This window comes from Streptomyces ardesiacus (assembly GCF_003112575.1).
GTDB lineage: Bacteria > Actinomycetota > Actinomycetes > Streptomycetales > Streptomycetaceae > Streptomyces > Streptomyces ardesiacus.
Map to the genome: position 1 here is coordinate 245,134 of NZ_BEWC01000010.1, position 26,598 is coordinate 271,731.

The window sequence follows — 26,598 nt, forward strand, 5'->3', positions numbered from 1 at the left end:
CGGTTTTGTGCCGAGCGGGTGACACCGGCCGCGGTTCGGCTGCGGTGTCCGACGCACCGGGGACAGATGTGCCGAGGGAGAGGAGAGGCCGCATGGCATCCACCGCCTGCATTCCCCCGGTCCCCGCGCCCCAGGGCACCGTCGGGCTCCGCGACCGGGCCCGGGGCGCCCTGCTCGGACTGGCCGTCGGTGACGCCCTCGGGGCACCGGCCGAGAACATGAAGCCCTCGGAGATCCGCGCCCGCTGGGGCCGCATCACGGGATACGTGGCCGACCGGCCCGCCGGGACCGACGACACCGAGTACGCGATCTTCTCGGGCCTGCTGCTGGCCCGCCACGGCGCGGCCCTCACCCCGGTCCACGTGGAGACGGCCTGGCACGAGTGGATCGCCGACCGGGAGGAGGGCCCGTTCCGGGGCGCGGGCTTCAGCGAGCGCGGCACCCTGGAGAACCTGCGCCGGGGGCTGGCCGCGCCGATCTCCGCCCAGCACCGGCACGCCTGGAGCGACGGCCTGGCGATGCGGGCCGCGCCGCACGGCGTGTTCGCGGCCGGGCGGCCCGCGGAGGCGGCCCGGCTGGCGGCGATCGACGGCTCGGTCAGCCACGAGGGCGAGGGCATCTACGGCGGCCAGGCGGTGGCGGCGGGCGTCGCGGCGGCGATGGCCGGGGCGTCGACCGTGGCGGTGGTGGCCTCCGCGCTGGCGGTCGTCCCGGACGACTCCTGGACGGCGCGCTGTCTGCGCCGCGCGATGACGGCGGCCCACCGCGGCGAACGGGCGGTGCGCTCCGCGGTGGTCATCGGCGGCTACCCGTGGACCGACCTGGCGCCCGAGGCCGTCGCCCTGGCCTTCGGCGCGTACGCGGCGGCCGACGGCGACTTCACGGACGCCGTGCTGACGGCCGTCAACATGGGCCGCGACGCCGACACCACGGCCGCGGTGGCCGGCGCCCTGGCCGGCGCGACCCGCGGCGTCCAGGCCGTCCCGGCCGACTGGGCCGCCGCCATCGGCCCGGTCCGCGGCACCTGCCTGCCGACGATGGCCGGCCACCACGTCCTGGAGGTGGCGGACCTGCTGACCCGGGCCGCACGGGAGGTACCGCCGGGACCGGAGCACGTACCGGGACTCACCGGGCGGAGCACCGGGCCCTCGGGCCCGCCGCCTGTGCCACCGGCGCTCCCGGACCCGCAGGGGACGGCGTCCGGAACCGGCGGCACGGCGTCCCGGAGGCCGGCGGGGGCACCCTCGGGAGCCCGGGAAGCACCGGTCCGGGAGCCGGAGCGCACGCCCCCGCACCCGGAGCCGGCGGCGCCGGGCACCGGGCGCGACCGGCCGGAGGCGCGTCGGGTGCGGGCGCACGCTCCGTCTCCCGTGCCGAGTGAGCCGCCCGGCGGCCCCGCCCCCACCGCGTGCCCTCCCGTCCCGGACACCGGCGCGGCGGCCGAGGCGGGGCCGTGAGCAGGGCGCGGGGCGGTGTCGGGGCGTCGGGGGTCACGGCGTACGTCGAAGGGCCCGGCGGACCGCGGCCGGACACCTCCGGCGGGAGCGGGCACCGGCCGGGGGCGGCGGACACGGCCGCGGGGACGGGGGCGGCCCGCGCGGTGCCGCTCGGCGACCGTGTCGAGGGGCTGCTGCTCGGGCTCGCCGCGGGGGACGCGGCCGGCTGGCCCGCCGCCCGCCACCGGGCCGCCCGGATGCCGGAGTGGACGCGCCGGCTCACCCGCGAGCTGGACACCTTCGCCGAGCAGAACGCGACCACCACCCTCCCCGTCCCCATCGCCCTCAACCAGCCCCCGGAGCCGCTGCGCCTCGGGCCCTCGGACGACGCCGAGTGGGCGGCGTTCGCGGCGGAGGCGGTGCTGCGGGCCGGGGACGACAGCCTGCTCGGGGACCTGAGCCGGGACCGCCGGATGCGGGCCGCGATCGACCTGACCTGGAACGCCGTCGCGAGCGAGGTCGCCGCGGCGGCCGACCGCGCCCCCGAGGTCGAGTCGGCGGTCCTGCCGCTGCGCGCCCGCATCTCGGTGCGGGCCGGGCTCGGCAACCTCGCCGCCGGCCTGCGCCCGCCCGCCACCGGCCACGACAACCCGCACTACTTCGACGACGCCGCCTGCGTACGGGCCTGCGTCCTGGCCGTCGCCCATCCCGGCGCCCCGCGGCCCGCCGCCGACCTCGCCGAGTTCGACGCCCGCTACACCCAGGACGGCGACGGCGTGCACGGCGCACGGGCCATGGCGGCGGCCCTGGCCCGCGCCCTCGACGGCGCCGACGTGGACGCCTGCGTCACGGCCGCGCTCGCCGAACTCCCCGAGGCGACGGAGATCGGCCGCAACGCCCGCCAGGCCCTGGCCCTCGCGGCGGACACCGAGAGCACCTTCGCCCTGGTCCCGCTCCTCGAACACCGCATCGTCGACCACGTCTACAGCTACGGCATCGCCGCCGCCGAGACCGTCCCCGTCGCCCTCGCCCTGGCCACCGCCGCCCGGGGCCGCATCGCCGAGGCGGTACCGGCGGCGGCCTGTCTGTCCCGCGTCGCGGACTCCGCCCCCGCGCTGGCCGGCGCCCTCACCGGCGCGCTCGGCGGCGGCGCCTCGGTCCCCGCGTCCTGGCGGGACGCCTGCCGCACCCTGCCCGGCTGCGTACTGCCCCGGCTCACCGGCACCGACCTGGTCGAGCTGGCCGCCGCCCTGCACGCCACGCAACCGTCCCCACCGGAAGGACGAGCCACCACGCCATGACCCCCACCACCCCGGACCACGGCATCACCGCGCCCCTCGACGAGCGCGTCACCGGCGCCCTCGTCGGCGCGGCCGTCGGCGACGCGCTCGGCGGCCCCGTCGAGGGCTACTCCCCCGAGCAGATCCTCGAACGCCACGGCGGCCGCGTCCACGGCGTCGTCGGCCCCTGGAACGGCGACGCCTGGCGCACCGCCCGCCCCGTCGCGCCGTACCACAAGGGCGACGGCCACGTCACCGACGACACCCTGATGACGCACGCGCTGGTCCGCGTCTACGGCACGGTCCGCGACCACCTCGACGCCTACGCGGTCGCCGAGCACCTGGTCCCGGACCTGATCACGAACCCGCGCTGGATCCCCGAGCTGGAGGCCGAGGCCCTTCCCCTCCAGCGGATCTTCCTCGCCGAGAAGTGGCTGGTCGCACGGATCCACTACGGCCACGTGGACCCGCGCGAGGCCGGAACCGGCAACATCGTCAACTGCGGTGCCGCGATGTACATGGCCCCGGTCGGCCTGGTCAACGCGGCGAACCCCGAGGCCGCCTACGCCGAGGCCCTGGACGTCGCGGGCGCGCACCAGTCGTCCTACGGCCGTGAGGCGGCCGGTGTCTTCGCGGCGGCGGTGGCCGCGGCGTGCGTGCCGGGGGCGGGTCCGGAGTCGGTGGTGGCCGCCTGCCTGGCCCTGGCCAAGGACGGCACCCGGGAGGCGATCGAGGCGGTGTGCGACGTGGCGGTGCGCCACTCGGAGTTCGAGTCGGCGCTCGCACCGCTGCGCGCGGCGGTCGCCCCGTACGACACCGTGGGCCCCGACTACCGCGCCCCCTCGCTCGGCGCCCGGCGCCCCTCCCGGCTGCACGCGATCGAGGAACTGCCGGTCGCCCTCGGGATGCTGCTCGTCTCCGGCGGCGACTTCCGGCACGCGGTCCTCGGCGCGGTCAACTACGGCCGCGACTGCGACTCCATCGCCACGATGGCGGGCGCGCTCGCCGGGGCACTGGGCTCGCCGGTGCCCGAGGACTGGGCCAAGGCCGTCGCGGAGGCCAGCCGTCTGGACCTGTGGGCGCCCGCGGCGACGCTCACCGGGGTCGCGCGGGAGGTCTTCGCGCGGGACGTGCGCCGACGCCGCGCGCACGAGGAGGCGTTCGCCGCGCTCGGGGGTGCGGGATGCTCCGGCTGACCTGGGTGCAGCCCGAGGACCTGGTCGGCCACGAACTGCGCCAGGCACGGCTGGAGGGCCGCGACGCCTCGGCGGTCGCGGCCCGCTGGCGGGCGGCGGGCGGCGACGAGGCCCCGCCCCGGGCGGGCGCCTCCGCCGGGCCCGTCCCTGCGCGCCTGCGCCGTCTGGCCGAGGACCTCCTGGACGAACTGGCTCGCCTGCCCCGCCCCTCGGCGGACGACGAGCCGACCGACCTCGGCCAAATCAGGGCACGGTGCCCCGACTGGCCGTCCCCGCGCCCCGCCGCCCGCGTCTCCCCCGCCCGCCTGGAGGCCGCCTGGCTCGGCCGCGCCGCCGGCTGCCTGCTCGGCAAACCCGTCGAGAAGCTGCCCCTGACCGGCATCCGCCGCCTCGGCCGGGCCGCCGGCAACTGGCCCCCGGCCGCCTACTTCACCGCCCGGGGCGTGCCCCGCGACCTGCTCGCCGCCCACCCCTGGAACCGCCGCTCCGCGTCCACCTCCCTCGCCGAGAACATCGACGGCATGCCGGAGGACGACGACCTCGACTACCCGCTCGTGAACCTCCTGCTCCTGCAGCGCCACGGCAGGGGCTTCCGCACCGAGGACGTGGCCCGCGTCTGGCTCGACGAACTCCCGCCCGGCCGCACCTTCACCGCCGAACGCCTCGCCCTGCGCAACCTCCTCACCGGCCTCGAACCCCCGGACACCGCCCGCCTGCGCAACCCCTTCCGCGAGTGGATCGGCGCCCTGATCCGCGCCGACGTGCACGGCTGGACCAACCCCGGCGACCCGGCCGCCGCCGCCGGACAGGCGCACCGCGACGCGACCCTGAGCCACACCGCCAACGGCGTCTACGCGGCCATGTTCGCGGCGGCCGTCATCGCCGCCGCGGCCCCCGACGACGCTCCCGACGTCCACGCCTGTCTGCGCGCCGGCCTCGCGGTCGTCCCGCCCGGCTCCCGTCTCGCCCGGGCGGTCCGGCACGCCGTACGGCTCGCGGGCGCGCACGACGACTTCGACGCGGTCGTGGACGAACTCCACGCCGTGCACTCCCCCGCGCACCACTGGGTGCACGCCGTTCCCAACACGGCCCTGATCGCCGCCGCGCTCACCCACGCGGACGGCGACTTCACCGGCTCGCTCGCCCGCGTCGTCTCCGGCGGCTGGGACACCGACTCCAACGGCGCCACCGCCGGCAGCGTCGCCGGACTGCTCGCCGGGTCCCCCGCCGCGCTGCCCGAGCACTGGACGGCCCCGCTGAAGAACCGCCTCGCCACCTCCGTCCGCGGCTTCGACGGCACCGGCTTCGACACCCTCGCCCACCTCACCCACCGGGAGGCCACCCGCCCATGCCCGAGCCCGCCGCCCCTCGCCCCGTCTCCGCTCCGCTGACCGGCCTGCGCGTCCTCGACCTCGCCACCCTCTTCGCGGGCCCCCTCGCCGCCACCATGCTCGGCGACTTCGGCGCCGAGGTCGTCAAGGTCGAGCACCCCACCCGGCCCGACCCCTCCCGGGGGCACGGCCCGTCGAAGGACGGGGTCGGCCTGTGGTGGAAGCTGCTGGGCCGCAACAAGCACACGATCACCCTGGACCTGTCGAAACCCGCGGGCCGCGCCACGCTGCTCCGGCTCGCCGCCACCGCCGACGTCGTCGTCGAGAACTTCCGGCCGGGCACCCTGGAGAAGTGGGGCCTGGGCTGGGAGGAGCTGTCCGCCGTCAATCCCCGCCTGGTCCTGACCCGGGTCACCGGCTTCGGCCAGTTCGGCCCGTACGCGCACCGCCCCGGCTTCGGCACCCTCGCCGAGGCCATGAGCGGCTTCGCGGCCATGACCGGCGAGCCGGACGCGCCGCCGACCCTGCCGCCCTTCGGCCTCGCCGACTCGATCGCCGCCCTCGCGACGGCGTACGCCGTGATGACGGCGCTGGCCGCCCGGGAGCGCACCGGCGAGGGCCAGGTCGTCGACATGGCGATCATCGAACCGATCCTGACCGTGCTGGGCCCGCAGCCCCTCTGGTACGACCAGCTCGGCCACGTCCAGCCGCGCACGGGCAACCGCTCGCAGAACAACGCGCCGCGCAACACCTACCGCACCGCCGACGGCACCTGGGTCGCGGTCTCCACCTCGGCCCAGTCCGTCGCCGAGCGGGTGATGCGGCTGGTGGGCCGCCCCGAGCTGATCGACGAGCCCTGGTTCGCCACGGGCGCGGAGCGCGCCCGGCACGCCGACGTGCTGGACGCGGCGGTCGGCGACTGGATCGCCCGGCACTCCCGCGCCGACGTGCTCGCCGCGTTCGAGAGGGCCGAGGCGGCGGTGGCACCGGTCCAGGACGTGCGGGACGTGATGAGCGACCCGCAGTACCGGGCGCTCGACACGATCACCACCGTCGACGACCCGGAGCTGGGCGCGCTGCGCATGCAGAACGTCCTCTTCCGGCTCTCCGCCACCCCGGGCGCCGTCCGCTGGGCGGGCCGCCCGCACGGCGCCGACACCGAGGAGGTGCTGACCGGGCTGGGGCTGACCCCGGCGGACGTGAAGGAGCTGCGGGAAGAGGGCGTCGTATGACCGCACCTCCGGCCGCGTCCCTGACCGCACCCCCGCTGACCTGGCTGTACGCCCCCGGGGACCGGCCCCGGGTGGTGGCCAAGGCGCTGGCCGCCGGAGCCGACGTGGTGGTGGTCGACCTGGAGGACGCGGTCGCCGCCGACCGCAAGGAGTACGCCCGCGACGCCACGGCCGAGCTGCTGACCGAGCCGCAGCCGGTGCCGGTGCACGTCCGCGTCAACGCCCTGGACGGGCCGCTCGCCGCCGGGGACCTGGCGGCGCTGGCCCGGCTTCCGGGGCTGGCCGGGCTGCGGCTGCCGAAGGTGACGGCGCCGGAGCAGGTCACCGGGGTCGCCGAGGTCACCGGCGGCCCGCCGCTGTACGCGCTGCTGGAGACGGCCCTCGGGGTCGAGCGGGCATACCGGATCGCCGGCGCCCATCCGGCGCTGCGCGGCATCGCCCTCGGGGAGGCCGACCTCAGGGCCGACCTGGGCGTGCGCGGGGACGCCGGCCTGGACTGGTCGCGCTCGCGCGTGGTCGTGGCGGCGCGGGCGGCGGGCCTGGCGCCGCCCTCCCAGACGGTGCATCCCGACACCCGGGACCTGGAGGGCCTGGCGGCGTCCTGCGCCCACGGCCGTGCCCTGGGGTTCCTGGGGCGGGCCGCGATCCACCCCCGCCAGCTGCCGATCATCGAGCGTGCGTATCTGCCGACCGAGCGGGAGCTGGAGGAGGCGGAGACGATCGTGAAGGCCGCCACGGTCCAGCCGGGCGCGCAGGCGCTGCCGGACGGCCGGTTCATCGACGCGGCGGTGGTGGCGACGGCCCGGCGCACCCTGTCGCTGGCCAGGCGGCCCGCCCTGTCCTGAGCCGTGCGCCCGGCAGACGCCGAGGGCGCCCGGGAGGTCCCGGGCGCCCTCGGCGGCGTGTTCGGCGGGCCGGTGATCAGCCCTTCTTGGCGGAGTCCGCGCCGTTCTTCACGGCCTCGCCGTCCTTCACGCCCTCGCCGTCCCGCGCGTCGGCCGCGGCGTCCGTGTCGCCGCCGTCCTCCGCGTCGCCGGCACCGGCTTCGCCGTCGGCACGGGTGTCGCCCCCGGTGCCCGCCTCACCGTCGGCGCCCGCCTCGCCGTCGGCACCGGTCTTGCCGTCGGCACCGGTCTTGCCGTCCGCGGGCTCCGCACCCGGCTCCACCACGGCCTCCCGGCCCGGCCGCTTGCGCGCCGAGACCACGATGTACACCACGGCGAGCAGGAACACGAGGAGCGCGGTCCAGTTGTTCAGGCGCAGACCGAGGATGTGGTGGGCGTCGTCGACGCGCATGTACTCGATCCAGAACCGGCCCGCGCAGTACGCCGCCACGTACAGGGCGAAGGCCCGCCCGTGGCCCAGTTTGAAGCGGCGGTCGGCCCAGATGACGAGCAGCGCGACGCCGATGCACCACAGCGACTCGTACAGGAAGGTCGGGTGGTAGGTGCCCGGCACCCGTCCGTCGGACGTCGAGGTGATCTCCACGGCCCACGGCAGGTCGGTCGCCTTGCCGTACAGCTCCTGGTTGAACCAGTTGCCCCAGCGGCCGATGGCCTGCGCGAGGGCGATGCCGGGGGCGACGGCGTCGGCGTACGCGGGCATCGGGACGCCCCGGCGCCGGGCCCCGATCCAGGCGCCCACCGCCCCGAACGCGATCGCGCCCCAGATGCCGAGCCCGCCCTCCCAGACCTTGAAGGCGTCGACCCAGTCCCGGCCCTCGCTGAAGTAGAGCTGGTAGTCCGTGATCACGTGGTAGAGGCGTCCGCCGACCAGACCGAAGGGAACGGCCCAGACCGCGATGTCGGCCACCGTGCCAGGCCGCCCGCCCCGGGCGATCCAGCGCTTGTTGCCGAGCCAGACGGCTACGAAGACGCCGATGATGATGCAGAACGCGTAGCCGCGCAGCGGGATGGGACCGAGGTACAGCACCCCGCGCGACGGGCTGGGAATGAAGGCAAGTTCCATGGCAGGGTCGACGCTACCGTGTCGGACGGGACGCGCGGCGGGCAGCCCGGCTACGGGTCCGTAACGAGCGGGCGCGCTACTTGTTGGCCTCCTCCACCATCTGCTTGAGCTTGGCCGGGGTCATGGAGCGGTCCTGGTAGATGTTCTTGCCGTCCAGGAGCACCGTCGGGGTGCCGCTGAAGCCGCCCGCCTGGAAGGCCTTGTTGGACTTCTCCACCCAGCTGTTGTGCTTGCCGTTCTTCACGCACTCCTGGAAGGGGGCGGTGTCGAGGCCGTCGACCTTGCCCGCCAGGCCGAGCAGCTTGTTCTCGTCGGCGAAGGTGTCCTCGGTCTCCGGCGGCTGGTTGTCGTACAGCACGTCGTGGTACGCGGGGAACTTCCCGGCGTCCTGGGCGCAGGCCGCCGCGTTGGCCGCCTTGCGGGAGCCGGTGCCGCCCATGTTGCCGTCGATGATCGTGGCCAGGTGGTACTCGACCTTGAGCTGTCCGGCGGCGGTCAGCTCGTGGACGGTGTCCCGGTACGCCAGCTCGAAGGCCTTGCAGGCCGGGCAGCGGAAGTCCTCCCAGACGGTGAGCTTCGACTTGGCGCTCTCCTTGCCGACGGGGATGGCGAGGCCGTCCTTGCCCTGCGCGCCCGACGGCGCCACGACCGGACCGCTCGACTCGCTGCCGTCGTCCTTGCCCGCGTTCGCGGCGATCACGCCGATCACCGCCGCGAGTCCCAGGACGCAGACCACGCTCGCGCCGACGATCAGCGCACGGCGGCGCTTGTCCCTGGACCTCTGCTTCTCGCGCTCGGCCGCCATCTTCTCGCGGGCGCTGCGCTTTCCCTGTCGGTTCTTCTCGCTCACACCCCGCAGAACGAACCGGGGAGGCGCAGCGCGCCTCCCCGGTCCCAGGTCCACCCGTACGAGGGACCTCTGTTCTGTGCCCGCCCGGCGGGCAGGGGCCCTCACGCCCGGCGGCGCACGCCCTTGGCCAGGTCGGCGGCGAGCGCGCGGACGCCCTCGACGCCGGCCGCGTCGTCGGGCGCGTCCAGCATCCTCTTGACGAAGGCCGAGCCGACGATCACGCCGTCGGCGAAGCCCGCCACCTCGGCCGCCTGGGCGGCGTTGGAGACGCCGAGGCCGACGCAGACGGGGGTGTCGGTGGTGGCGCGGGTGCGCCGCACCAGGTCCTCGGCCTGCGCGCCGACCGACTCGCGGGTGCCGGTGACGCCCATGAGGGAGGCGGCGTAGACGAAGCCGCTGCCGACCGCGGTGATCTCGGCGAGTCGCGCGTCCTTGCTGCTGGGCGCGACCACGAAGACCGTGGCGAGCCCGTGCTTGTCCGCGTGCTCCCGCCACGGCGCCGACTCCTGGACCGGCAGGTCGGGCAGGATGCACCCGGCGCCGCCCGCCTCGGCCAGCTCGGCGGTGAAGCGCTCCACGCCGTAGCGGTCGATGGGGTTCCAGTACGTCATGACGAGGATCGGCTTGCCGGTGGCCTCGTGCGCCTCGCGGACCGTGCGCATCACGTCGGCGATCCGCACGCCGCCGCGCAGGGCGATGTCGTCGGCGGTCTGGATCACCGGACCGTCGAGCACCGGGTCGCTGTGCGGCAGGCCCACCTCGACGACGTCGGCGCCGCCGTCGAGCGCGGCCTTGATCGCCTCGATGCCGCCGTCCACGGTCGGGAACCCGGCCGGGAGGTAGGCGATCAGGGCGGCGCGGCCCTCGGCCTTCGCCGCCGCGAGGGTGTCGTTCAGCAGTCCCGCGTTCCCGCTCACTTGGCGTCCCCCTCGATCTCGGCGGTGCCGGCGGCGTCCTCGGCGACCTGGGCGTCGGTGTCGTAGAGCCCGAAGTAGCGGGCGGCGGTGTCCATGTCCTTGTCGCCGCGGCCGGACAGGTTGACCACGATCAGCCCGTCCTTGCCCAGCTCCTTGCCGACCTCCAGGGCGCCGGCCAGCGCGTGGGCGCTCTCGATGGCCGGGATGATGCCCTCGGTGCGCGACAGCAGGCGCAGGGCCTGCATGGCGGCGTCGTCGGTGACCGCGCGGTACTCGCCGCGGCCGGAGTCCTTGAGGTAGGCGTGCTCGGGGCCGATGCCGGGGTAGTCCAGGCCGGCCGAGATGGAGTACGGCTCGGTGATCTGGCCCTCGTCGTCCTGGAGGACGTAGGACCGGGAGCCGTGCAGGATGCCGGGCTCGCCCGCGGTCAGGGTGGCCGCGTGCTCGCCGGTTTCGACGCCGTGCCCGGCGGGCTCGCAGCCGATGAGGCGGACGTCGGCGTCGGGGATGAAGGCGTGGAAGAGGCCGATGGCGTTGGAGCCGCCGCCGACGCAGGCGATCGCGGCGTCGGGCAGGCGTCCGGCCTGCTCCAGGAGCTGGCGCCGGGCCTCGACGCCGATGACCCGGTGGAAGTCGCGGACCATCGCCGGGAAGGGGTGGGGGCCCGCGACGGTGCCGAACAGGTAGTGGGTGCGGTCGACGTTGGCGACCCAGTCCCGGAAGGCCTCGTTGATCGCGTCCTTGAGCGTCCGGCTGCCGGACTTCACGGCGATGACCTCGGCGCCGAGCATGCGCATGCGGGCCACGTTGAGGGCCTGGCGGCGGGTGTCGATCTCGCCCATGTAGATGGTGCAGTCGAGGTCGAAGAGGGCGCAGGCGGTCGCCGTGGCCACACCGTGCTGGCCGGCGCCGGTCTCGGCGATGACGCGGGTCTTGCCCATGCGCTTGGTGAGCAGGGCCTGGCCGAGCACGTTGTTGATCTTGTGCGAGCCGGTGTGGTTCAGGTCCTCGCGCTTGAGGAAGACCCGGGCGCCGCCGGCGTGCTCGGCGAAACGGGGGACCTCGGTGAGGGAGGACGGGCGGCCCGTGTAGTGGACGAGGAGGTCGTCCAGCTCGCGGGCGAACTCCGGGTCGGACTTGGCCTTGTCGTACTCGACGGCGACCTCGTCGACCGCCGCGACGAGGGCCTCGGGGATGAACTTGCCCCCGTACGCGCCGAAGTAGCCCTCGGCGGAGGGGACTTGACCCTCCGGGTCGGGGATGAAGAAGTTGCTGGGCATGCGTGTACCTCACGGTAAGTGTCTGGTGGTGACTCATCGCCGTGGGGGGCGGGTGTCGTGTGCCGGCCACCGGCCCGTCGTGGCCGGTGGGGCCCACGCGCCGAGGTGGCAGATGCGGTACGGCCCCGCGCCCCTAGGCCGGCTGGTGCCATCGCATGCCGTTGACCTGCCCGGGTTCGTCGCCGATGACGTACCGCACGCGCCGGCCGTGCACCCGCCGGGCGGGCGCGCGGCAGCCCCGGGGCCGGCAGCCGCGCGCGAGGCGGGCGTACGGGTCCCGGGGGGCCGGAGCGAGTGCGGGGGTCATCGGTCGTCAGCCTACCGGGGGGTCAGCCCCGCCCGTGGCGGAGTGCCGGGTGTTCGCCGGCCGCCACCAGGTCGGAGACCGCCGTCTTCGGGTCGCGGCCGGTGACCAGGGACTCGCCGACCAGGACGGCGTCGGCGCCCTCGTTGGCGTAGGCGATGAGGTCGTGCGGGCCGCGGACGCCGGACTCGGCGACCTTGACGATGTGCGCGGGGATCTCCGGGGCGACCCGCTCGAACGTGCCGCGGTCGACCTCGAGCGTCTTCAGGTTGCGCGCGTTGACGCCGATGACCTTGGCGCCGGCGTCCACCGCGCGCTCGACCTCGTCCTCGTCGTGCACCTCGACGAGCGGGGTGAGCCCGATGGACTCGGCGCGCTCGATCAGCGACTCGAGGGCCGGCTGTTCGAGGGCCGCGACGATCAGCAGCGCCAGGTCGGCGCCGTGCGCGCGGGCCTCCCACAGCTGGTACGAGGTGACGATGAAGTCCTTGCGCAGCACGGGGATGTCCACGCGCGCCCGGACCGAGTCCAGGTCGGCGAGCGAGCCGCCGAAGCGGCGCTGCTCGGTGAGGACGGAGATGACGGCGGCGCCGCCGGCCTCGTAGTCGGCGGCGAGTCCGGCCGGGTCGGCGATGGCCGCGAGCGCGCCCTTGGACGGGCTGGAGCGCTTGACCTCGCAGATGACCTTGACGCCGTCACCGCGCAGCGCGGCCACGCCGTCCTGGGCGGGACGGGCCTTGGCCGCGCGCTCCTTGAGCTCGTCGAGGCCGACGCGCGCCTGCCGCTCCGCGAGGTCGGCACGGACTCCGTCGATGATCTCGTCGAGCACACTCACGCGAGCGGCCCCCTTTCAGACGGCAAACGTGTGGTCACTGTGATGGTATCCGCAGCCGGGCACCGGCCCCGAATCCACCGGATCACCGTCCCGCCAAGTGGACGTCTCACGGCGGTCACGGCAGGAGCCAGCCGCCGAACGGCAGGTTGCGGACCACCGTGAAGACCAGCAGCAACGTCCCCAGCGTCCACAGGTGGACCGGCCCGAGGTCGACCCGCACCGGGCGGCCTTGGGCAGCGCGGACCACCCAGACGGTCCACAGGACGGCGAAGCCCAGGTAGGCGAGGACGGCGGGCGCGTTGGCGTGCAGGGCGGCCGTCAGGTCGCCGTGCACGAAGGCGTGGGCGCTGCGCAGGCCGCCGCACCCCGGGCAGTAGACGCCCGTGAAGCGCAGCAGGGGGCAGACGGGGTAGTGGCCGGGCTCGTAGGGGTCGACGCTCCCCACGTAGGCGAAGGCACCGGCGACGGCCGCGAGCACCCCGGCGGGGACGGCCAGGCGCAGGGCCGTGCCGCGGAACCGGGTGGTGCCGCCGGTCCGGCTGGGTTTCCCGCTCTCGACGTCCACGCCCGCATTCTGCCCCCGGCCGCTCCCGCGCGCACATGAGGGGCGGTTCCGGCACCCGTGTGCCGGTCCGCCCCTCAGGAGGTCCGTGTCCGCGCCGTCGGTCAGCCCTTGGCGCCGGCCTGCGCGTGCTCGCCGGAAACCTGGTGCACGGAGTGGTTCTGCTTCGGCTGGCCGAGGCCCATCATCTTCATGATGTAGCCGACGACACCGCCGAGGAGCACGACCGCGATGCCGGCCCAGAAGCCCCACGGCTGGGCGGCCACCATGAACATGCCCGCGATGCAGAAACCGATGAAGGCGATGATGACACCGGTCCAGGCGGCCGGGGTGTGACCGTGGCTGCTGCCCGCCATTGCTTGCTCCTCGTTGCTGTGTGCCATGTCTGAGCAGGACGCTCGCACCCATTGTCCCGCACGGGGGCACGCGCCGTGAGCGGGGGTGCTCCGGCGGGTGAACGCGGGTGGGCCGGCGGTCAGGCGCCGGTGGGGTCCTCGCCGCGGTCGATGGCCTTCCACAGGTCCTCGGGACGGTCCGGGTCGACGGTCCGGGGCCTGCGGCGCGGGCGCGGGCTGCCGTCGCGCTCGTAGCGGCCGGACATCGCGGGCCACAGGCGGCCGTAGCGCAGCGCGAGCAGCCCGGCCAGCAGGAGCAGGGCGCCGCCCACGGCCGCCACGTAGGGCCAGGCGGTGTGGGAGAGCGCGTCGACGGTGGCCGAGGTGTCGCCGGCCGCCTTGGCCGCCTGGTCGTCCAGGGCGGAGCCGTCGGAGGCGCCGGACAGGGCGGCGGCGACGGTGCCCGCGCCGCTGAGCGCGAGCACGGCGGCGACGGCGAAGCGGCCGGCCCGGCGGACGGCGAAGACGGCGACGAGCGCGGCGAGGCCGACTATGGCGAGCGCCGCGGGTACGCCCGTGACGTCGCTGCCCTTGGCGGTCAGCGGGAAGGCGCCGCCGGCCACGGTCGCGGTGCCCTCCGCCCATTCCTGCCGGGTGGCGAGCAGGGCGACGGCGGCGCCGAGCGCGCCGCACAGCAGGGCGACGGCGAGGCTCCGGCGGCCGGCCCGGGCGGGTCCTGCGGCTGGGGTACGGGGGTGAGGAACGGCTGTCACGTACTCCACTATCACCCGAACCCCGGGCGATCCGTCACCCGGGGTTCCCCTGCCCGACGTGAGAATCGCCCCACCGCTCCCGCCGGCCGGTCCCTACCGCGCCAGCCGGTTGGCCGTGTGCACGGCCCGCAGTACCGCCGCCGCCTTGTTGCGGCACTCGGTGTCCTCGGCGACCGGGTCGGAGTCGGCGACGACTCCCGCACCCGCCTGGACGTAGGCCGTGCCGTCGCGCAGCAGGGCCGTGCGGATGGCGATGGCGGTGTCGGAGTCGCCGGCGAAGTCCAGGTAGCCGACGCAGCCGCCGTACAGGCCGCGCCGGGAGGGTTCGAGTTCGTCGATGATCTGCAGGGCGCGCGGCTTGGGCGCGCCGGAGAGGGTGCCGGCCGGAAAGCAGGCGGTGAGGACGTCGAAGGCGGTGCGGCCGGCGGCGACCCGCCCGGTGACCGTCGAGACGATGTGCATGACGTGCGAGTACCGCTCGACGGACATGAAGTCGACGACCTCGACGGAGCCGGGTTCGCAGACGCGTCCGAGGTCGTTGCGGCCGAGGTCGACGAGCATCAGGTGCTCGGCGCGCTCCTTGGGGTCGGCGAGCAGTTCCTCGGCGAGGGCCTGGTCCTCCCGCGGGGTGGCGCCGCGCGGGCGGGTGCCGGCGATGGGGTGCACCATCGCGCGCCCGTCCTCGACCTTGACCAGCGCCTCGGGGGACGACCCGACCACGTCGAAGCCGTCGAGGCGCAGCAGGTACATGTACGGCGAGGGGTTGGTGGCGCGCAGCACCCGGTACACGTCCAGGGCGCTCGCCGTGCAGGGCGTCTCGAAGCGCTGGGAGGGGACGACCTGGAAGGCCTCGCCCGCGCGGATGCGCTCCTTGATGTCCTCGACGGCGTCCTGGTAGTCGGGGCCGCCCCACAGCGCGGTGTACTCGGGCAGCTCGGAGGGCGGCAGCGCGGCCGGGGGCTGGGCGACCGCGCGGGTGAGGTCGCACTCCATGGCGTCCAGGCGGGCGATCGCGTCGGCGTAGGCCTCGTCGACGCCGGTGGCCAGGTCGTTGTGGTTGATCGCGTTGGCGATCAGCAGGACCGAGCCCTCCCAGTGGTCCATGACGGCGAGGTCGCTGGTGAGCAGCATGGTCAGCTCGGGCAGCCCGAGGTCGTCGCGCTCCCCGGGGCCGACCTTCTCCAGGCGGCGCACGATGTCGTAGCCGAGGTAGCCGACCATGCCGCCGGTGAAGGGCGGCAGGCCGAGGTCGTCGGCGAGGTCGCGCGGGGTGTGCAGGGCCTCGACGGTGGCGCGCAGCGCGGCGAGCGGGTCGCCGTCGGTGGGGACGCCGACGGGCGGGGTGCCCTGCCAGTGGGCCTGCCCGTCCTTCTCGGTGAGGGTGGCGGCACTGCGGACGCCGACGAAGGAGTACCGGGACCACTGGAACGCCGCGCGTCCGTTCTCCGCGGACTCCAGCAGGAAGGTGCCGGGGCGCTCCGCGGCCAGCTTGCGGTACAGGGCCACGGGGGTGTCGCCGTCGGCGAGGAGCTTGCGGCTGACCGGGATCACCCGGCGGTCGGCGGCCAGCTTGCGGAAGGTGTCGAGGTCCATGTCAGGGGTGGCGTCCATGGCGGCAGACCCTACTGATCCGTGCCGGGGGCGCCGGTGGCGGCGGGATCCCCGGCGAGCAGCACGTCGGCGTCGAAGCAGGTCCGGGCGCCGGTGTGGCAGGCGGCGCCGACCTGGTCGACCTTGACGAGCACGGTGTCGGCGTCGCAGTCCAGGGCCACGGACTTCACCCACTGGACGTGCCCGGAGGTGTCGCCCTTGACCCAGTACTCCTGCCGGCTGCGCGACCAGTAGGTGCAGCGTCCGGTCGTCAGCGTGCGGTGCAGCGCCTCGTCGTCCATCCAGCCGAGCATCAGCACCTCCCCGGTGTCGTACTGCTGGGCGATGGCGGGCACGAGGCCGTCGGCGCCGCGCTTGAGCCGGTCGGCGATCTCCGGGGCGAGCGGGCTGGGGCGCCCGGGGCCGCTGGTGGGGGAGCTGCTGGTCATGTGCCCATTGTGCCGCGCGGGACGGACACGCCCCGGGGATGTCCATTGGGCGGACCCGGCCGGGCGCCGTAGGCTGACTCCATGTCGACTTTCGCCAAGCGTGAACGACTTCTGCTCGCCGACCTGTTGGAGACGGCGGGCCCGGACGCCCCGACCCTGTGCGAGGGCTGGCGGACCCGTGACCTGGCCGCGCACGTGGTGGTGCGCGAGCGCCGTCCGGACGCCGCCGGGGGCAGCCTGATCAAGCCGTTGGCGTCCCGCCTCGACCGGGTGATGGAGGAGTACGGCGCGAAGCCGTACGAGGAGCTGCTCCAGCTCATCCGCACGGGTCCGCCGCGCTTCTCCCCCTTCCAGCTCAAGCAGGTCGACGAGGCGGCGAACACGGTGGAGTTCTACGTCCACACCGAGGACGTCCGCCGTGCCCGGCCCGACTGGTCGCCGCGCGAGCTGGACCCGGTCTTCCAGGACACCCTGTGGGCCCGCCTGGAGCGCGCCGCCCGCCTGATGGGCCGCGGCATCCCGACGGGCCTGGTGCTGCGTCGTCCCAACGGCCAGACGACGGTCGCGCACCGGGGCACGCCGGTGGTGACGGCCACGGGCGAGCCGTCCGAGCTGCTGCTGTTCGCGTACGGCAGGCAGGACGCCGCGAAGGTGGAGCTGGAGGGCGAGCAGGAGGCGATCGCCACGCTGCGGGAGACCAAGCGGCTCGGGATCTGACCCCGGGGCCGCTCACTTCGGCAGCTCGGCCCGTCGCACCCCCGGCGCGCACAGGGCCACGATGCCGCCGAGCCCGCAGACGACGCCGCTGACGGCGAAGACCGGGCCGGTGCCCCACACCCCGATGGCGGCGGCCGACAGCGGCATGCTCAGCGGCGCGATCCCGAGGCTGACAATGCCGCCGACCGCGGTGACGCGCCCCAGGTAGGCGGGGTCGGACTGGGTCTGCAGCAGGGCTCCGCACATGGCGCCGCTGAGCCCCGTGAGCAGGCCGATGAGCAGCGCGGTGCCGACGGCCGCGGGGAGGCCGGGCGCGTGGGCCAGGGCGGCGATCGCCCCCGCGCCGGGGATGATCGCGCCGGCGGCGACGCACCCGGCGCGCGGCAGGCGTCCCCGTACGGTCAGCAGCAGGGCGGCGACCGCGGCGCCCGTGCCGAATCCGGCGAGCACCCAGCCCATCCCGGAGGCGCCCCAGCCCCGCTCGTCCGCGAGGAGGGTGAGGCCCACGTTGAGCGGGCCGACGAAGCCGAGGTCCCCGAGGGCGATGGCGACCATGAGCGGGCCGAGGACGCGGTGCCGGCGGACGTAGCGGAGCCCGCCCATGAGGTCGCGCCAGGCGGTGGTCCCGCCCGCGGCGCTCGCGTCGTCGGCCGGCAGGGTCCGCATCCGGACGGAGACCAGCAGCGGCACGGACACGGCGATCAGCAGCCCGGCGAACGCGAAGGCGGCCGCCGCGCCGCCGACGGCCACGCCGAGTCCGCCGAGCGGGGCGCCCACGACGGAGGCGAAGCGCACGGCGAGGCCGCGCATGCCCTGGACGCGGGCGAGCTGGTCCCGGCCGGTGATCCGCGCCGGCAGGGCGCCCACGGCCGGCATGAACACGGCGTCGACGGTGCCGAAGACGAGGGCGAGCAGGGCGAGGAGCCACAGCCCGGGGTCGGTCGTGAACAGCAGGGCGGCGACGGCGAGGACCGCGCCGCACCGTACGGCGTCACTGCCGATGACGACCCGGCGCGGTCCGAGCCGGTCGGCCACCACTCCGCCGCCGAGCATGAGCAGGGCGCGGGGCACGGCGCTGACGGCGGTGACGAGACCGGCCTGCGCGGGGGTGCCGTTCTGCACGGCGGCCCAGGACAGCGCCAGGTAGAAGACCATGTCGCCGACCATGGAGGTGGTGTAGGCGGCGACCCAGCGCAGGACGTTGCCGTCGCGGTGGGCGGGGACGGAGGCGGCGGGTATCGGTGCGTCCGGCACGGACGTGGTCGCCTCAGACACGGAAGGGGAATCCGTAGACGTGCAGCGCGACGTTCTCGCGCCCCTCGGTGTCACCGGCGGCCTCGGCCGCCCGGCCCCGCGCGTCGTACTTCCGTGCCAGGGCGAGCAGTTCCTCGCCCAGTTCCTTCAGGTCGGCGGGGGTCAGGCGCAGCAGTGACTCGTTGTCGGGGGCGGCGGAGTTCCACTCGGGTCCCCAGGTGGGGCGTTCGTCGAGGTAGCGGCGGTACATGTCGGCGCGCTGGTCGTGGAAGAGCCGGGTGGCCGCGAGGTGGGCGGCGGCCCGCTCGGGGGCGTCGCGGAAGTTCTCGTTGCGGATGGTGACCCCGTCCGAGGACGGCTGCCACCACCGCTCCCTGCCGTCCGCGCTCTGCGGTTCGGCCTGCTCGACCAGCCCGTGCTCGGCCAGCTTGCGCAGGTGGTAGCTGACCAGGGAGACGGCCTCGTCCACCTGCTCGGCGAGCTGGGAGGCGGTCGCGGTGCGCGCGACGCACAGGCCCCGGTAGAGCTGCATGCGCAGCGGGTGGGCGAGGGCCTTGAGGGTGCCCAGGTCGGTGATGGGGTGGCTCTCCTGACTCGGCATGCGGCCAGGCTAGATTACGAAAGGAAAATTGCGCAATGGATGTTGCACAACTTTCCTTTCGCATCTCGGTCTCTCGCTACCGGACGGGGTGACCCGCCTCCCGCAGGGCGGCCTTCACCTCGCCGATCCGCAGGTCCCCGAAGTGGAAGACCGACGCCGCCAGGACCGCGTCCGCGCCCGCCTCGACCGCCGGGGCGAAGTGGGCGAGGCTGCCCGCGCCGCCCGAGGCGATCACGGGGACGCTCACGTGCTTGCGGACGGCCGCCAGCATCTCCAGGTCGTAGCCGTCCTTCGTGCCGTCCGCGTCCATCGAGTTGAGCAGGATCTCCCCCGCGCCCAGCTCGGCGGCCCGGTGCGCCCACTCCACCGCGTCGATGCCGGTACCGCGCCGGCCGCCGTGGGTGGTCACCTCGAAGGTGCCCGCCTCGGTGCGGCGCGCGTCCACCGACAGGACCAGCACCTGCCGGCCGAACCGCTCGGCGATCTCGCGGATCAGGTCGGGGCGGGCGATGGCGGCCGTGTTCACGCCCACCTTGTCGGCACCGGCCCGCAGCAGCTGGTCGACGTCCTCGGCGGTGCGCACCCCGCCGCCGACGGTGAGCGGGATGAACACCTGCTCGGCGGTGCGGCGCACCACGTCGTAGGTCGTCTCGCGGTTGCCCGACGAGGCGGTGATGTCCAGGAACGTCAGCTCGTCGGCGCCCTCGGCGTCGTACACCTTGGCCATCTCGACGGGGTCGCCCGCGTCGCGCAGGTTCTGGAAGTTGACGCCCTTGACGACCCGCCCGTCGTCCACGTCCAGGCAGGGGATGACTCGGACCGCCAGGGTCATGAATCCACGGCTCCTCTATACGCTTCCACTTCGACCGACACCAGCACCCGCGAGTCGACGAAACCCTCCACGACCAGCAGGGTCGTGGCCGGGCGCACGGAGTCGAACAGCTCCTTGTGGGCACGGCCCACCTCGTCGACGTCGCGGGTGTGTGCCAGGTACACACGGGTCCGGACCACGGACTCGATGCCGAGTCCGAACTCGCCGATCGCCTCGACCGCGGTGCCGAAGGCCACCTTGGCCTGCTCGTACGGGTCGCCCTCGCCGTACAGCACCTCGCCCTTGAAGGCGGTGGTGCCCGCCACGACGACCCGGTCGCCCGCCGCCACGGCCCGTGCGAAACCGAAGGACTCTTCCCAGGGACTTCCGCTCTGCACGCGCCGTACGGCTTCGGACGTCATGACGACACAGCCTCCAGGGCCTCTTCCAGGGTGAACGCCTTCGCGTAGAGGGCCTTCCCGACGATGGCCCCCTCGACACCGGCCGGGACGAGCCCGGCGATCGCGCGGAGGTCGTCCAGGGACGACACTCCGCCGGAGGCCACGACCGGGCGGTCGGTGGCCGCGCACACGTTCTTCAGCAGCTCCAGGTTGGGGCCCTGGAGGGTGCCGTCCTTGGCGATGTCGGTGACGACGTACCGGGCGCAGCCCTCCCCGTTGAGGCGGTCCAGCGTCTCGTAGAGGTCGCCGCCGTCGCGGGTCCAGCCGCGGCCCCGGAGCGTGGTGCCCCGTACGTCCAGGCCGACCGCGATCCTGTCGCCGTGCTCGGCGATGACCTTGGCGACCCACTCGGGGGTCTCCAGGGCGGCGGTGCCGAGGTTCACCCGGGTGCAGCCGGTGGCGAGGGCGGCGGCGAGGGTGTCGTCGTCGCGGATGCCGCCGGACAGCTCCACCTTGATGTCCATCGCCTTGGCGACCTCGGCGATCAGCGCGCGGTTGTCCCCGGTGCCGAACGCCGCGTCCAGGTCGACCAGGTGCAGCCACTCGGCGCCGGAGCGCTGCCAGGCGAGGGCGGCCTCCAGCGGGGAGCCGTAGGAGGTCTCGGTGCCGGACTCGCCGTGCACGAGGCGGACGGCCTGGCCGTCGCGGACGTCGACGGCGGGGAGGAGTTCGAGCTTGCTCATCTCTACAGGGTCTCGATCCAGTTGGTGAGGAGCTGGGCTCCGGCGTCGCCGGACTTCTCGGGGTGGAACTGTGTGGCCCACAGCGCGCCGTTCTCCACGGCGGCCACGAAGGGCTTGCCGTGCGTGGACCAGGTGACCCGGGGCGCGGCGAGCAGCGGGTTGTGCGCCTCCTGGGTCCACTCGTGGACGGCGTAGGAGTGCACGAAGTAGAGGCGGGCGTCGGCGTCGAGGCCGGCGAAGAGCTGGGAGTCGGCCGGTGCGTCGACCGTGTTCCAGCCCATGTGGGGCACGACGTCGGCCTGGAGCGGTCCGACCGTGCCGGGCCACTCGTCCAGACCCTCGGCCTGGACACCGTGCTCGATGCCGCGCGAGAAGAGGATCTGCATGCCGACGCAGATGCCCATGACCGGGCGCCCGCCCGACAGCCGGCGGTCGACGATCCAGTCGCCGCGGGCGGCCTTGAGGCCGTCCATGCAGGCGGCGAAGGCGCCGACGCCGGGGACCAGCAGCCCGTCGGCGTTCATCGCCTTGTCGTAGTCGCGGGTGATCTCGACGTCGGCGCCCGCGCGCGCGAGGGCGCGCTCGGCGGAGCGGACGTTGCCGAAGCCGTAGTCGAAGACGACGACCCGCTTGGAGTTCACCGGGGTCAACTCCACACCTCCAGCCTCAGGACGCCCGCGAGCAGACACATGCCGGCGCCGATGGAGAGCAGCACGATCAGGCCCCTGGGCATCTGCTGCTTGGCGAAGGAGTAGATGCCGCCGGCCAGGAAGAGGCCGACGACGATCAGTGCGGTGGACGTACCGTTCATGGGTTACAGCGCGCCCTTCGTGGAAGGCAGGATGCCGGCCGCGCGCGGGTCGCGCTCCGAGGCGTAGCGCAGGGCCCGGGCCAGCGCCTTGAACTGGCACTCCACGATGTGGTGCGCGTTGCGTCCGTAGGGCACGTGCACGTGCAGGGCGATCTGGGCCTGGGCGACGAAGGACTCCAGGATGTGCCGGGTCATCGTCACGTCGTACTCGCCGATCATCGGCGCCATGTTCTCGGGCTCGGTGTGCACGAGGTAGGGGCGGCCGGACAGGTCGACGGTGACCTGGGCGAGGGACTCGTCCAGCGGGACCGTGCAGTTGCCGAAGCGGTAGATGCCCACCTTGTCGCCGAGCGCCTGCTTGAAGGCGGCGCCCAGCGCGAGGGCGGTGTCCTCGATGGTGTGGTGGGAGTCGATGTGCAGGTCGCCGTCGGTCTTCACGGTCAGGTCGAACAGACCGTGCCGGCCGAGCTGGTCGAGCATGTGGTCGTAGAAGCCGACGCCGGTGGCGATGTCGGTCTTGCCGGTGCCGTCGAGGTCGATCTCGACGAGGACCGAGGTCTCCTTGGTCGTGCGCTCCACGCGTCCCACGCGGCTCATGTGTTCTGCTCCTTCTTGACTTCACGTACCGCGTCGAGGAACGCGTCGTTCTCCTCCGGGGTGCCGGCGGTGACCCGCAGCCATCCCGGTACGCCGTTGTCCCGGACCAGGACGCCCCGGTCGAGGATCTTCCGCCAGGTTTCGTGGGAGTCCGCGAACCGCCCGAACTGGACGAAGTTGGCGTCGGACTCGGTCACCTCGTAGCCGACGGCCCGCAGTTCGGCGACGAGCCGGTCCCGCTCGGCCTTGAGCTGCTCGACGTACTTCAGCAGCGTGTCCGTGTGCTCCAGGGCCGCCAGCGCGGTCGCCTGGGTCACGGCCGACAGGTGGTACGGCAGCCGTACGAGCTGGACGGCGTCGACGACGGCCGGGTGCGCGGCGAGGTAGCCCAGGCGCAGGCCCGCCGCGCCGAACGCCTTCGACATGGTGCGGGAGATCACCAGGTTCGGCCGCCCGTCCAGCAGCGGCAGCAGCGAGGCGCCGTGGCTGAACTCGACGTACGCCTCGTCGACGACGACCATGCACGGCTTCGCCGCCCGGGCCGCCTCGTACACGGCGAGGACCGTCTCGGCCGGGACCGCGTTGCCGGTGGGGTTGTTGGGGGTCGTGACGAAGACGACGTCCGGGCGGTGCTCGGCGATGGCCCGCTCGGCGGCGGGCACGTCGATGGTGAAGTCCTCGCGGCGCGGCCCGGAGATCCAGCCGGTGCCGGTGCCGCGCGCGATGAGCCCGTGCATCGAGTACGACGGCTCGAAGCCGATCGCGGTGCGGCCGGGGCCGCCGAAGGTCTGCAGCAGTTGCTGGATGACCTCGTTGGAGCCGTTGGCCGCCCAGACGTTGCGCACGTCCAGCGGGTGCCCGGAGGTGTCGGTCAGGTACGCGGCGAGCCTCGTGCGCAGCTCGACCGCGTCCCGGTCGGGGTAGCGGTTGAGGTCGCGGGCGGCCTCGCGGACGCGCTCGGCGATCCGCTCGACCAGCGCCTCGGGCAGCGGGTAGGGGTTCTCGTTGGTGTTCAGCCGTACCGGCACGTCCAGTTGGGGAGCGCCGTAGGGGGACTTGCCGCGCAGCTCGTCCCGTACGGGGAGATCGTCGATGCCGAACGTCACTTGCTTTCCGGGACCTTCCACTCGAACCTCGCCTTGATCGCCGCGCCGTGCGCGGGCAGGTCCTCCGCCTCGGCCAGGGTCACGACGTGCCGCGCGACCTCGGCGAGCGCGTCGCGCGTGTAGTCGACGACGTGGATGCCGCGCAGGAAGGACTGCACGGACAGCCCGGAGGAGTGGCAGGCGCAGCCGCCGGTGGGCAGGACGTGGTTGGACCCGGCCGCGTAGTCGCCGAGCGAGACGGGCGCCCAGGGGCCGACGAAGATCGCGCCCGCGTTCTTGACCCGGTCGGCGACGGCGGCGGCGTCGGCGGTCTGGATCTCCAGGTGCTCCGCGCCGTAGGCGTCGACCACGCGCAGCCCCTCGTCCAGGCCGTCGACGAGGACGATCGCGGACTGGCGGCCGGCCAGGGCCGGACGGATCCGGTCCTCGACGTGCTTGGTGGCCTCGACCTGCGGCCGCAGCTCCTTCTCCACCGCGTCCGCCAGCTCCGCGGAGTCGGTGACCAGGACGGCGGCGGCCAGCGGGTCGTGCTCGGCCTGGCTGATCAGGTCGGAGGCGACGTGCACCGGGTCGGCGGTCGCGTCCGCCAGGACGGCGATCTCGGTCGGACCGGCCTCGGCGTCGATGCCGATCTTCCCGGTGAAGAAGCGCTTGGCGGCGGCGACCCAGATGTTCCCGGGGCCGGTGACCATGTTGGCGGGCGCGCAGGACTCCGTGCCGTACGCGAACATCGCGACGGCGGTGGCGCCGCCGGCCGCGTAGACCTCGTCGACGCCGAGCAGGGCGCAGGCGGCCAGGATGGTGGGGTGCGGGATGCCGCCGAACTCGGCCTGCGCGGGCGAGGCGAGCGCGATCGAGCCGACACCGGCCTCCTGCGCGGGCACCACGTTCATGACCACGGACGACGGGTAGACCGACCGGCCGCCGGGCACGTAGAGCCCGACCCGCTCGACCGGCACCCACTTCTCGGTGACCGACCCGCCGGGCACGACCTGCGTGGTGTGCGTGGTGCGGCGCTGCTCGCGGTGGACGAGGCGGGCACGGCGGACGGACTCCTCGAGCGCGGCGCGCACGGCCGGGTCGAGGCCCTCCAGCGCGCGGGTCAGCTCCTCGGCCGGGACACGCACCTGTTCCAGCCGGACGCCGTCGAACTGCTCGGTGAAGTCGATCAGCGCCGCGTCCCCGCGATGATGCACGGCCTCGCAGATCGGACGCACCTTCTCCAGGGCGACCGAGACGTCGAAGTCGGCTCGGGGCAGCAGGTCGCGCAGGGCGGGGCCCTCGGGGAGGGCGTCGCCGCGCAGATCGATTCGGGAGATCACGGAACCAATTCTCTCAGACCCGCGTCGGGCACGGTCCGCGCGTATCAGTGGCTGATACGCAACGCGACGGACCGCACCGCCCAGGGTGAACTCGCGCGATCCGTGCTCACTTTGAGTGTTCGGAAGGTCACCCAGCGGGCATGAACGGTTGTACGAAGGGTGAGCGACCGACGAGTAGACGGGGAGGGAGTGAACCACTGTGACCGACGGGGCCGGCCATCGTGACGGAGCGCTGCCGGACGACCTGACCATCGCCGAGACCGGAATGTGGCAGGCCTTCCGCAACGGCAGTGTGTACGACCTGAGCAGCGGCGACGCGCTCGTCGACGACCCGCACGGCATGCGCCCGTGGGGACCGGAGCGCACGGTGCGGGCGCGCATCGTGTGCTGGCTGCTCCTCGACGGCCCGCCGGCGCTCGCGGGCCGGGTGTCCTCGCTGCAGCTGGTCGGCGTGCGCATCAGCGACACGATGGACCTGGCGGGCGGCACGGTGGTGCCGTACGTGGAGCTGCGGCGCTGCCGCTTCGACCGGGAGGTGCTGCTGCCGGAGACCCGGTTCACGACGGTGCGGCTGGTGGACTGCGCGGTGCCGCGCCTGGAGGCGGCCCGGCTGCACACCGAGGGCGACCTGCACCTGCCGCGCTCCCGCTTCCCGGGCGGCATCCGGCTCACGGACGCGCAGATAGGCACCGACCTGCTGCTCAACCAGGCGGTCGTGCACCGGGACCGCAGCGGCCGTGCCATCGCCGCGGACGGTCTGACGGTCGGGCAGGACCTCCAGGCCGAGATGCTGGAGTCGCACGGCGAGGTGAGTCTGCGCAGCGCCCAGGTCGGCGTGTCGCTGAGCCTGCGCGGGGCCCGCCTCCTCAACCCGTACACGCGGCACGCGCTGAACGCCCCGCAGCTCACGGTGGAGCGCACGCTGTACCTGACCCCGGCGGGCCTGGGCAGCCCCTTGCTGCGCGGCACCACCCCCGCGCAGGGCACCCGCATCCAGCGCTTCGAGTGCGAGGGCGGGGTGCGCCTCGACGACGGGCGGTTCGGCGACGCCCTGGACCTGGAGCACGCGCGGTTCACCTTCACCGACGACCAGGAGCTGTCGCTGCGCCGGGTGCAGACGCCCGAGCTGCGTTTCCTGGGCGAGCGTCCGGCGCGCGGGCGGGTGGTGCTGTCGGGGGCACGGGTGGTCAACCTGATGGACCGCGCGGACAGTTGGCCGGGTCCGGGGCGGCTGCACATGGGCGGCTTCGCCTACGAGAACCTGGTGCCGCGCGGGCCGTTCCCGCTGGCGAAGCGGCTGCGCTGGGTGGGCGCCGCGACCGCCGAGTACCACCCGGAGCCGTACGAGCGGCTCGCCGCCGTGCTGCGGGCCGGCGGCGAGGACGAGGACGCCCGCGAGGTGCTGCTCGCCAAGCACCGGCGGCGGCGCGAGAGCCTGCCCCTGGCCGCGAAGCTGGTGGGGTACGCGCAGGACTGGACGGTCGCCTACGGCTACCGGCCCGGCCGGGCGGCGGTGTGGATGGCGGTGCTGTGGGCGGCCGGCTCGCTCGCCTTCGCCCGCGCGGACCCGCCCGCGCCGCAGAGCGGCGAACACCCGCAGTGGAACCCGTCCCTCTACGCCCTGGACCTGCTCCTCCCGGTGATCGACCTCGGCCAGGTGGGCTTCTGGCAGCTCCACGACGGCTGGCAGTGGCTGTCGACGGCCCTGGTCCTGCTGGGCTGGGTCCTGGCGACGACGGTGGCGGCGGGCGCGACCCGCCTGCTCCGCAGGAACTGACCGCTCCGCACGGCGCCCCGGACAGCCCGCGGACCCGGCCGGCGCGGTGCGGAGCCCGGCGGGAACCCGACCGGCGGAAGCCTGGGCGGGCCGCACAACCATCCCGGACCCTCGACCGTC

29 protein-coding genes are annotated in these 26,598 nt (G+C 74.5%); 8 read left to right on the forward strand and 21 right to left on the reverse strand.

The window, feature by feature from the left end:
* Window positions 1-92: 92 nt before the first annotated feature.
* The 6 genes from Sdi02f_RS31040 to Sdi02f_RS31065 are packed head-to-tail and all read left to right on the forward strand — an operon-like array spanning window position 93 to window position 7,320.
* On the forward strand, window positions 93-1,457 hold the full coding sequence (locus tag Sdi02f_RS31040; protein ID WP_245962252.1) for an ADP-ribosylglycohydrolase family protein: 1,365 nt from the start codon (window positions 93-95) through the stop codon (window positions 1,455-1,457).
* Window positions 1,454-2,737 carry an ADP-ribosylglycohydrolase family protein gene (locus Sdi02f_RS31045; RefSeq protein ID WP_053639178.1) on the forward strand — a complete coding sequence of 428 codons (1,284 nt, stop codon included), beginning with the start codon at window positions 1,454-1,456 and terminating at the stop codon, window positions 2,735-2,737. Before Sdi02f_RS31040 ends, Sdi02f_RS31045 begins: the two co-directional genes overlap by 4 nt.
* Entirely contained in the window at window positions 2,734-3,912 is a 1,179-nt protein-coding gene (locus tag Sdi02f_RS31050; RefSeq protein ID WP_108934411.1) for an ADP-ribosylglycohydrolase family protein, read from the forward strand. Before Sdi02f_RS31045 ends, Sdi02f_RS31050 begins: the two co-directional genes overlap by 4 nt.
* Window positions 3,900-5,303 (forward strand): ADP-ribosylglycohydrolase family protein, encoded by a 1,404-nt coding sequence (locus Sdi02f_RS31055; protein ID WP_055469480.1) that lies wholly within the window; start codon window positions 3,900-3,902, stop codon window positions 5,301-5,303. The genes Sdi02f_RS31050 and Sdi02f_RS31055 overlap by 13 nt, the downstream gene beginning before the upstream one ends.
* Entirely contained in the window at window positions 5,261-6,475 is a 1,215-nt protein-coding gene (locus Sdi02f_RS31060; protein ID WP_053663000.1) for a CaiB/BaiF CoA transferase family protein, read from the forward strand. Before Sdi02f_RS31055 ends, Sdi02f_RS31060 begins: the two co-directional genes overlap by 43 nt.
* A gap of 20 nt (window positions 6,476-6,495) precedes the next feature.
* Window positions 6,496-7,320: an HpcH/HpaI aldolase/citrate lyase family protein gene (locus Sdi02f_RS31065; protein WP_031083743.1), complete on the forward strand. Its 825-nt coding sequence runs from the start codon at window positions 6,496-6,498 to the stop codon at window positions 7,318-7,320.
* A gap of 76 nt (window positions 7,321-7,396) precedes the next feature.
* On the opposite strand, the gene lgt is transcribed toward Sdi02f_RS31065, so the two are convergent.
* The 11 genes from lgt to hisI all read right to left on the reverse strand — a co-directional run bounded on the left by lgt (window position 7,397) and on the right by hisI (window position 16,338).
* On the reverse strand, window positions 7,397-8,443 hold the full coding sequence (gene lgt / locus Sdi02f_RS31070; RefSeq protein ID WP_108934412.1) for a prolipoprotein diacylglyceryl transferase: 1,047 nt from the start codon (window positions 8,441-8,443) through the stop codon (window positions 7,397-7,399).
* 76 nt (window positions 8,444-8,519) lie between these two features.
* Window positions 8,520-9,293, reverse strand: a complete 774-nt coding sequence (locus tag Sdi02f_RS31075; protein WP_167458282.1) for a DsbA family protein — start codon at window positions 9,291-9,293, stop codon at window positions 8,520-8,522.
* 101 nt (window positions 9,294-9,394) lie between these two features.
* On the reverse strand, window positions 9,395-10,210 hold the full coding sequence (gene trpA, locus Sdi02f_RS31080) for a tryptophan synthase subunit alpha (protein WP_108934414.1): 816 nt from the start codon (window positions 10,208-10,210) through the stop codon (window positions 9,395-9,397).
* On the reverse strand, window positions 10,207-11,490 hold the full coding sequence (gene trpB, locus Sdi02f_RS31085; RefSeq protein WP_108934415.1) for a tryptophan synthase subunit beta: 1,284 nt from the start codon (window positions 11,488-11,490) through the stop codon (window positions 10,207-10,209). The genes trpA and trpB overlap by 4 nt, the downstream gene beginning before the upstream one ends.
* A gap of 133 nt (window positions 11,491-11,623) precedes the next feature.
* Entirely contained in the window at window positions 11,624-11,797 is a 174-nt protein-coding gene (gene trpM / locus Sdi02f_RS31090; protein WP_037799710.1) for a tryptophan biosynthesis modulator TrpM, read from the reverse strand.
* A 22-nt stretch (window positions 11,798-11,819) separates the two neighbouring features.
* Entirely contained in the window at window positions 11,820-12,629 is an 810-nt protein-coding gene (trpC, locus tag Sdi02f_RS31095; RefSeq protein WP_030402211.1) for an indole-3-glycerol phosphate synthase TrpC, read from the reverse strand.
* A gap of 115 nt (window positions 12,630-12,744) precedes the next feature.
* Window positions 12,745-13,194 carry a DUF2752 domain-containing protein gene (locus Sdi02f_RS31100; protein ID WP_030402210.1) on the reverse strand — a complete coding sequence of 150 codons (450 nt, stop codon included), beginning with the start codon at window positions 13,192-13,194 and terminating at the stop codon, window positions 12,745-12,747.
* A gap of 101 nt (window positions 13,195-13,295) precedes the next feature.
* Window positions 13,296-13,547 (reverse strand): HGxxPAAW family protein, encoded by a 252-nt coding sequence (locus Sdi02f_RS31105; RefSeq protein WP_030402209.1) that lies wholly within the window; start codon window positions 13,545-13,547, stop codon window positions 13,296-13,298.
* Between the two features lie 119 nt (window positions 13,548-13,666).
* Entirely contained in the window at window positions 13,667-14,308 is a 642-nt protein-coding gene (locus Sdi02f_RS31110; RefSeq protein WP_030402208.1) for a TIGR02234 family membrane protein, read from the reverse strand.
* An 84-nt stretch (window positions 14,309-14,392) separates the two neighbouring features.
* Window positions 14,393-15,892, reverse strand: a complete 1,500-nt coding sequence (locus Sdi02f_RS31115) for an anthranilate synthase component I (RefSeq protein WP_031083735.1) — start codon at window positions 15,890-15,892, stop codon at window positions 14,393-14,395.
* Window positions 15,893-15,921: 29 nt separating this feature from the next.
* A complete protein-coding gene (gene hisI, locus Sdi02f_RS31120) occupies window positions 15,922-16,338 on the reverse strand; it encodes a phosphoribosyl-AMP cyclohydrolase (RefSeq protein ID WP_030402206.1) in 417 nt (138 codons plus the stop codon).
* An 81-nt stretch (window positions 16,339-16,419) separates the two neighbouring features.
* Between hisI and Sdi02f_RS31125 the strand changes: the two genes are divergently transcribed.
* Window positions 16,420-17,055: a TIGR03085 family metal-binding protein gene (locus Sdi02f_RS31125; protein ID WP_030402205.1), complete on the forward strand. Its 636-nt coding sequence runs from the start codon at window positions 16,420-16,422 to the stop codon at window positions 17,053-17,055.
* A 12-nt stretch (window positions 17,056-17,067) separates the two neighbouring features.
* Here the strand turns inward: Sdi02f_RS31125 and Sdi02f_RS31130 are convergent, their stop codons facing one another.
* From Sdi02f_RS31130 to hisD, 10 genes are all read right to left on the reverse strand, one after another.
* Complete coding sequence (locus Sdi02f_RS31130; protein WP_030402204.1) at window positions 17,068-18,330, reverse strand: MFS transporter; 1,263 nt, start codon at window positions 18,328-18,330, stop codon at window positions 17,068-17,070.
* Window positions 18,323-18,910: an ArsR/SmtB family transcription factor gene (locus tag Sdi02f_RS31135; RefSeq protein WP_030402203.1), complete on the reverse strand. Its 588-nt coding sequence runs from the start codon at window positions 18,908-18,910 to the stop codon at window positions 18,323-18,325. The genes Sdi02f_RS31130 and Sdi02f_RS31135 overlap by 8 nt, the downstream gene beginning before the upstream one ends.
* 76 nt (window positions 18,911-18,986) lie before the next feature.
* Window positions 18,987-19,742, reverse strand: coding sequence for an imidazole glycerol phosphate synthase subunit HisF (gene hisF, locus Sdi02f_RS31140; protein WP_053639150.1), 756 nt, complete (start codon window positions 19,740-19,742; stop codon window positions 18,987-18,989).
* Window positions 19,739-20,143, reverse strand: coding sequence for a RidA family protein (locus Sdi02f_RS31145; protein WP_030402201.1), 405 nt, complete (start codon window positions 20,141-20,143; stop codon window positions 19,739-19,741). Before Sdi02f_RS31145 ends, hisF begins: the two co-directional genes overlap by 4 nt.
* Window positions 20,140-20,865 (reverse strand): bifunctional 1-(5-phosphoribosyl)-5-((5-phosphoribosylamino)methylideneamino)imidazole-4-carboxamide isomerase/phosphoribosylanthranilate isomerase PriA, encoded by a 726-nt coding sequence (priA, locus tag Sdi02f_RS31150; RefSeq protein WP_030402200.1) that lies wholly within the window; start codon window positions 20,863-20,865, stop codon window positions 20,140-20,142. The genes Sdi02f_RS31145 and priA overlap by 4 nt, the downstream gene beginning before the upstream one ends.
* Before the next feature lie 2 nt (window positions 20,866-20,867).
* Window positions 20,868-21,515 (reverse strand): imidazole glycerol phosphate synthase subunit HisH, encoded by a 648-nt coding sequence (hisH, locus tag Sdi02f_RS31155; protein ID WP_108934416.1) that lies wholly within the window; start codon window positions 21,513-21,515, stop codon window positions 20,868-20,870.
* Window positions 21,512-21,676, reverse strand: a complete 165-nt coding sequence (locus Sdi02f_RS35985; RefSeq protein WP_030402198.1) for a CG2302 family histidine operon protein — start codon at window positions 21,674-21,676, stop codon at window positions 21,512-21,514. Before Sdi02f_RS35985 ends, hisH begins: the two co-directional genes overlap by 4 nt.
* Window positions 21,677-21,679: 3 nt before the next feature.
* A complete protein-coding gene (gene hisB, locus Sdi02f_RS31160) occupies window positions 21,680-22,273 on the reverse strand; it encodes an imidazoleglycerol-phosphate dehydratase HisB (RefSeq protein ID WP_007448566.1) in 594 nt (197 codons plus the stop codon).
* Entirely contained in the window at window positions 22,270-23,379 is a 1,110-nt protein-coding gene (locus tag Sdi02f_RS31165; RefSeq protein ID WP_108934417.1) for a histidinol-phosphate transaminase, read from the reverse strand. The genes hisB and Sdi02f_RS31165 overlap by 4 nt, the downstream gene beginning before the upstream one ends.
* Entirely contained in the window at window positions 23,376-24,701 is a 1,326-nt protein-coding gene (hisD, locus tag Sdi02f_RS31170; protein ID WP_030402196.1) for a histidinol dehydrogenase, read from the reverse strand. Before hisD ends, Sdi02f_RS31165 begins: the two co-directional genes overlap by 4 nt.
* Before the next feature lie 199 nt (window positions 24,702-24,900).
* On the opposite strand from hisD, the gene Sdi02f_RS31175 reads away from it, so the two are divergent.
* Window positions 24,901-26,478, forward strand: coding sequence for a hypothetical protein (locus Sdi02f_RS31175; protein WP_030402195.1), 1,578 nt, complete (start codon window positions 24,901-24,903; stop codon window positions 26,476-26,478).
* The last annotated feature ends 120 nt before the right edge of the window (window positions 26,479-26,598 follow it).

What these genes read in the sequence shown, in the direction of transcription:
- Sdi02f_RS31040 (WP_245962252.1), top strand. Translation starts at nt 93, where the DNA reads ATGGCATCCACCGCCTGCATTCCCCCGGTCCCCGCGCCCCAGGGCACC.
- Sdi02f_RS31050 (WP_108934411.1), top strand. Translation starts at nt 2,734, where the DNA reads ATGACCCCCACCACCCCGGACCACGGCATCACCGCGCCCCTCGACGAG.
- Sdi02f_RS31055 (WP_055469480.1), top strand. Translation starts at nt 3,900, where the DNA reads ATGCTCCGGCTGACCTGGGTGCAGCCCGAGGACCTGGTCGGCCACGAA.
- Sdi02f_RS31060 (WP_053663000.1), top strand. Translation starts at nt 5,261, where the DNA reads ATGCCCGAGCCCGCCGCCCCTCGCCCCGTCTCCGCTCCGCTGACCGGC.
- lgt (WP_108934412.1), bottom strand. Translation starts at nt 8,443, where the DNA reads ATGGAACTTGCCTTCATTCCCAGCCCGTCGCGCGGGGTGCTGTACCTC.
- trpB (WP_108934415.1), bottom strand. Translation starts at nt 11,490, where the DNA reads ATGCCCAGCAACTTCTTCATCCCCGACCCGGAGGGTCAAGTCCCCTCC.
- trpM (WP_037799710.1), bottom strand. Translation starts at nt 11,797, where the DNA reads ATGACCCCCGCACTCGCTCCGGCCCCCCGGGACCCGTACGCCCGCCTC.
- Sdi02f_RS31105 (WP_030402209.1), bottom strand. Translation starts at nt 13,547, where the DNA reads ATGGCGGGCAGCAGCCACGGTCACACCCCGGCCGCCTGGACCGGTGTC.
- Sdi02f_RS31115 (WP_031083735.1), bottom strand. Translation starts at nt 15,892, where the DNA reads ATGGACCTCGACACCTTCCGCAAGCTGGCCGCCGACCGCCGGGTGATC.
- hisI (WP_030402206.1), bottom strand. Translation starts at nt 16,338, where the DNA reads ATGACCAGCAGCTCCCCCACCAGCGGCCCCGGGCGCCCCAGCCCGCTC.
- Sdi02f_RS31125 (WP_030402205.1), top strand. Translation starts at nt 16,420, where the DNA reads ATGTCGACTTTCGCCAAGCGTGAACGACTTCTGCTCGCCGACCTGTTG.
- Sdi02f_RS31135 (WP_030402203.1), bottom strand. Translation starts at nt 18,910, where the DNA reads ATGCCGAGTCAGGAGAGCCACCCCATCACCGACCTGGGCACCCTCAAG.
- hisF (WP_053639150.1), bottom strand. Translation starts at nt 19,742, where the DNA reads ATGACCCTGGCGGTCCGAGTCATCCCCTGCCTGGACGTGGACGACGGG.
- Sdi02f_RS31145 (WP_030402201.1), bottom strand. Translation starts at nt 20,143, where the DNA reads ATGACGTCCGAAGCCGTACGGCGCGTGCAGAGCGGAAGTCCCTGGGAA.
- priA (WP_030402200.1), bottom strand. Translation starts at nt 20,865, where the DNA reads ATGAGCAAGCTCGAACTCCTCCCCGCCGTCGACGTCCGCGACGGCCAG.
- Sdi02f_RS35985 (WP_030402198.1), bottom strand. Translation starts at nt 21,676, where the DNA reads ATGAACGGTACGTCCACCGCACTGATCGTCGTCGGCCTCTTCCTGGCC.
- hisB (WP_007448566.1), bottom strand. Translation starts at nt 22,273, where the DNA reads ATGAGCCGCGTGGGACGCGTGGAGCGCACGACCAAGGAGACCTCGGTC.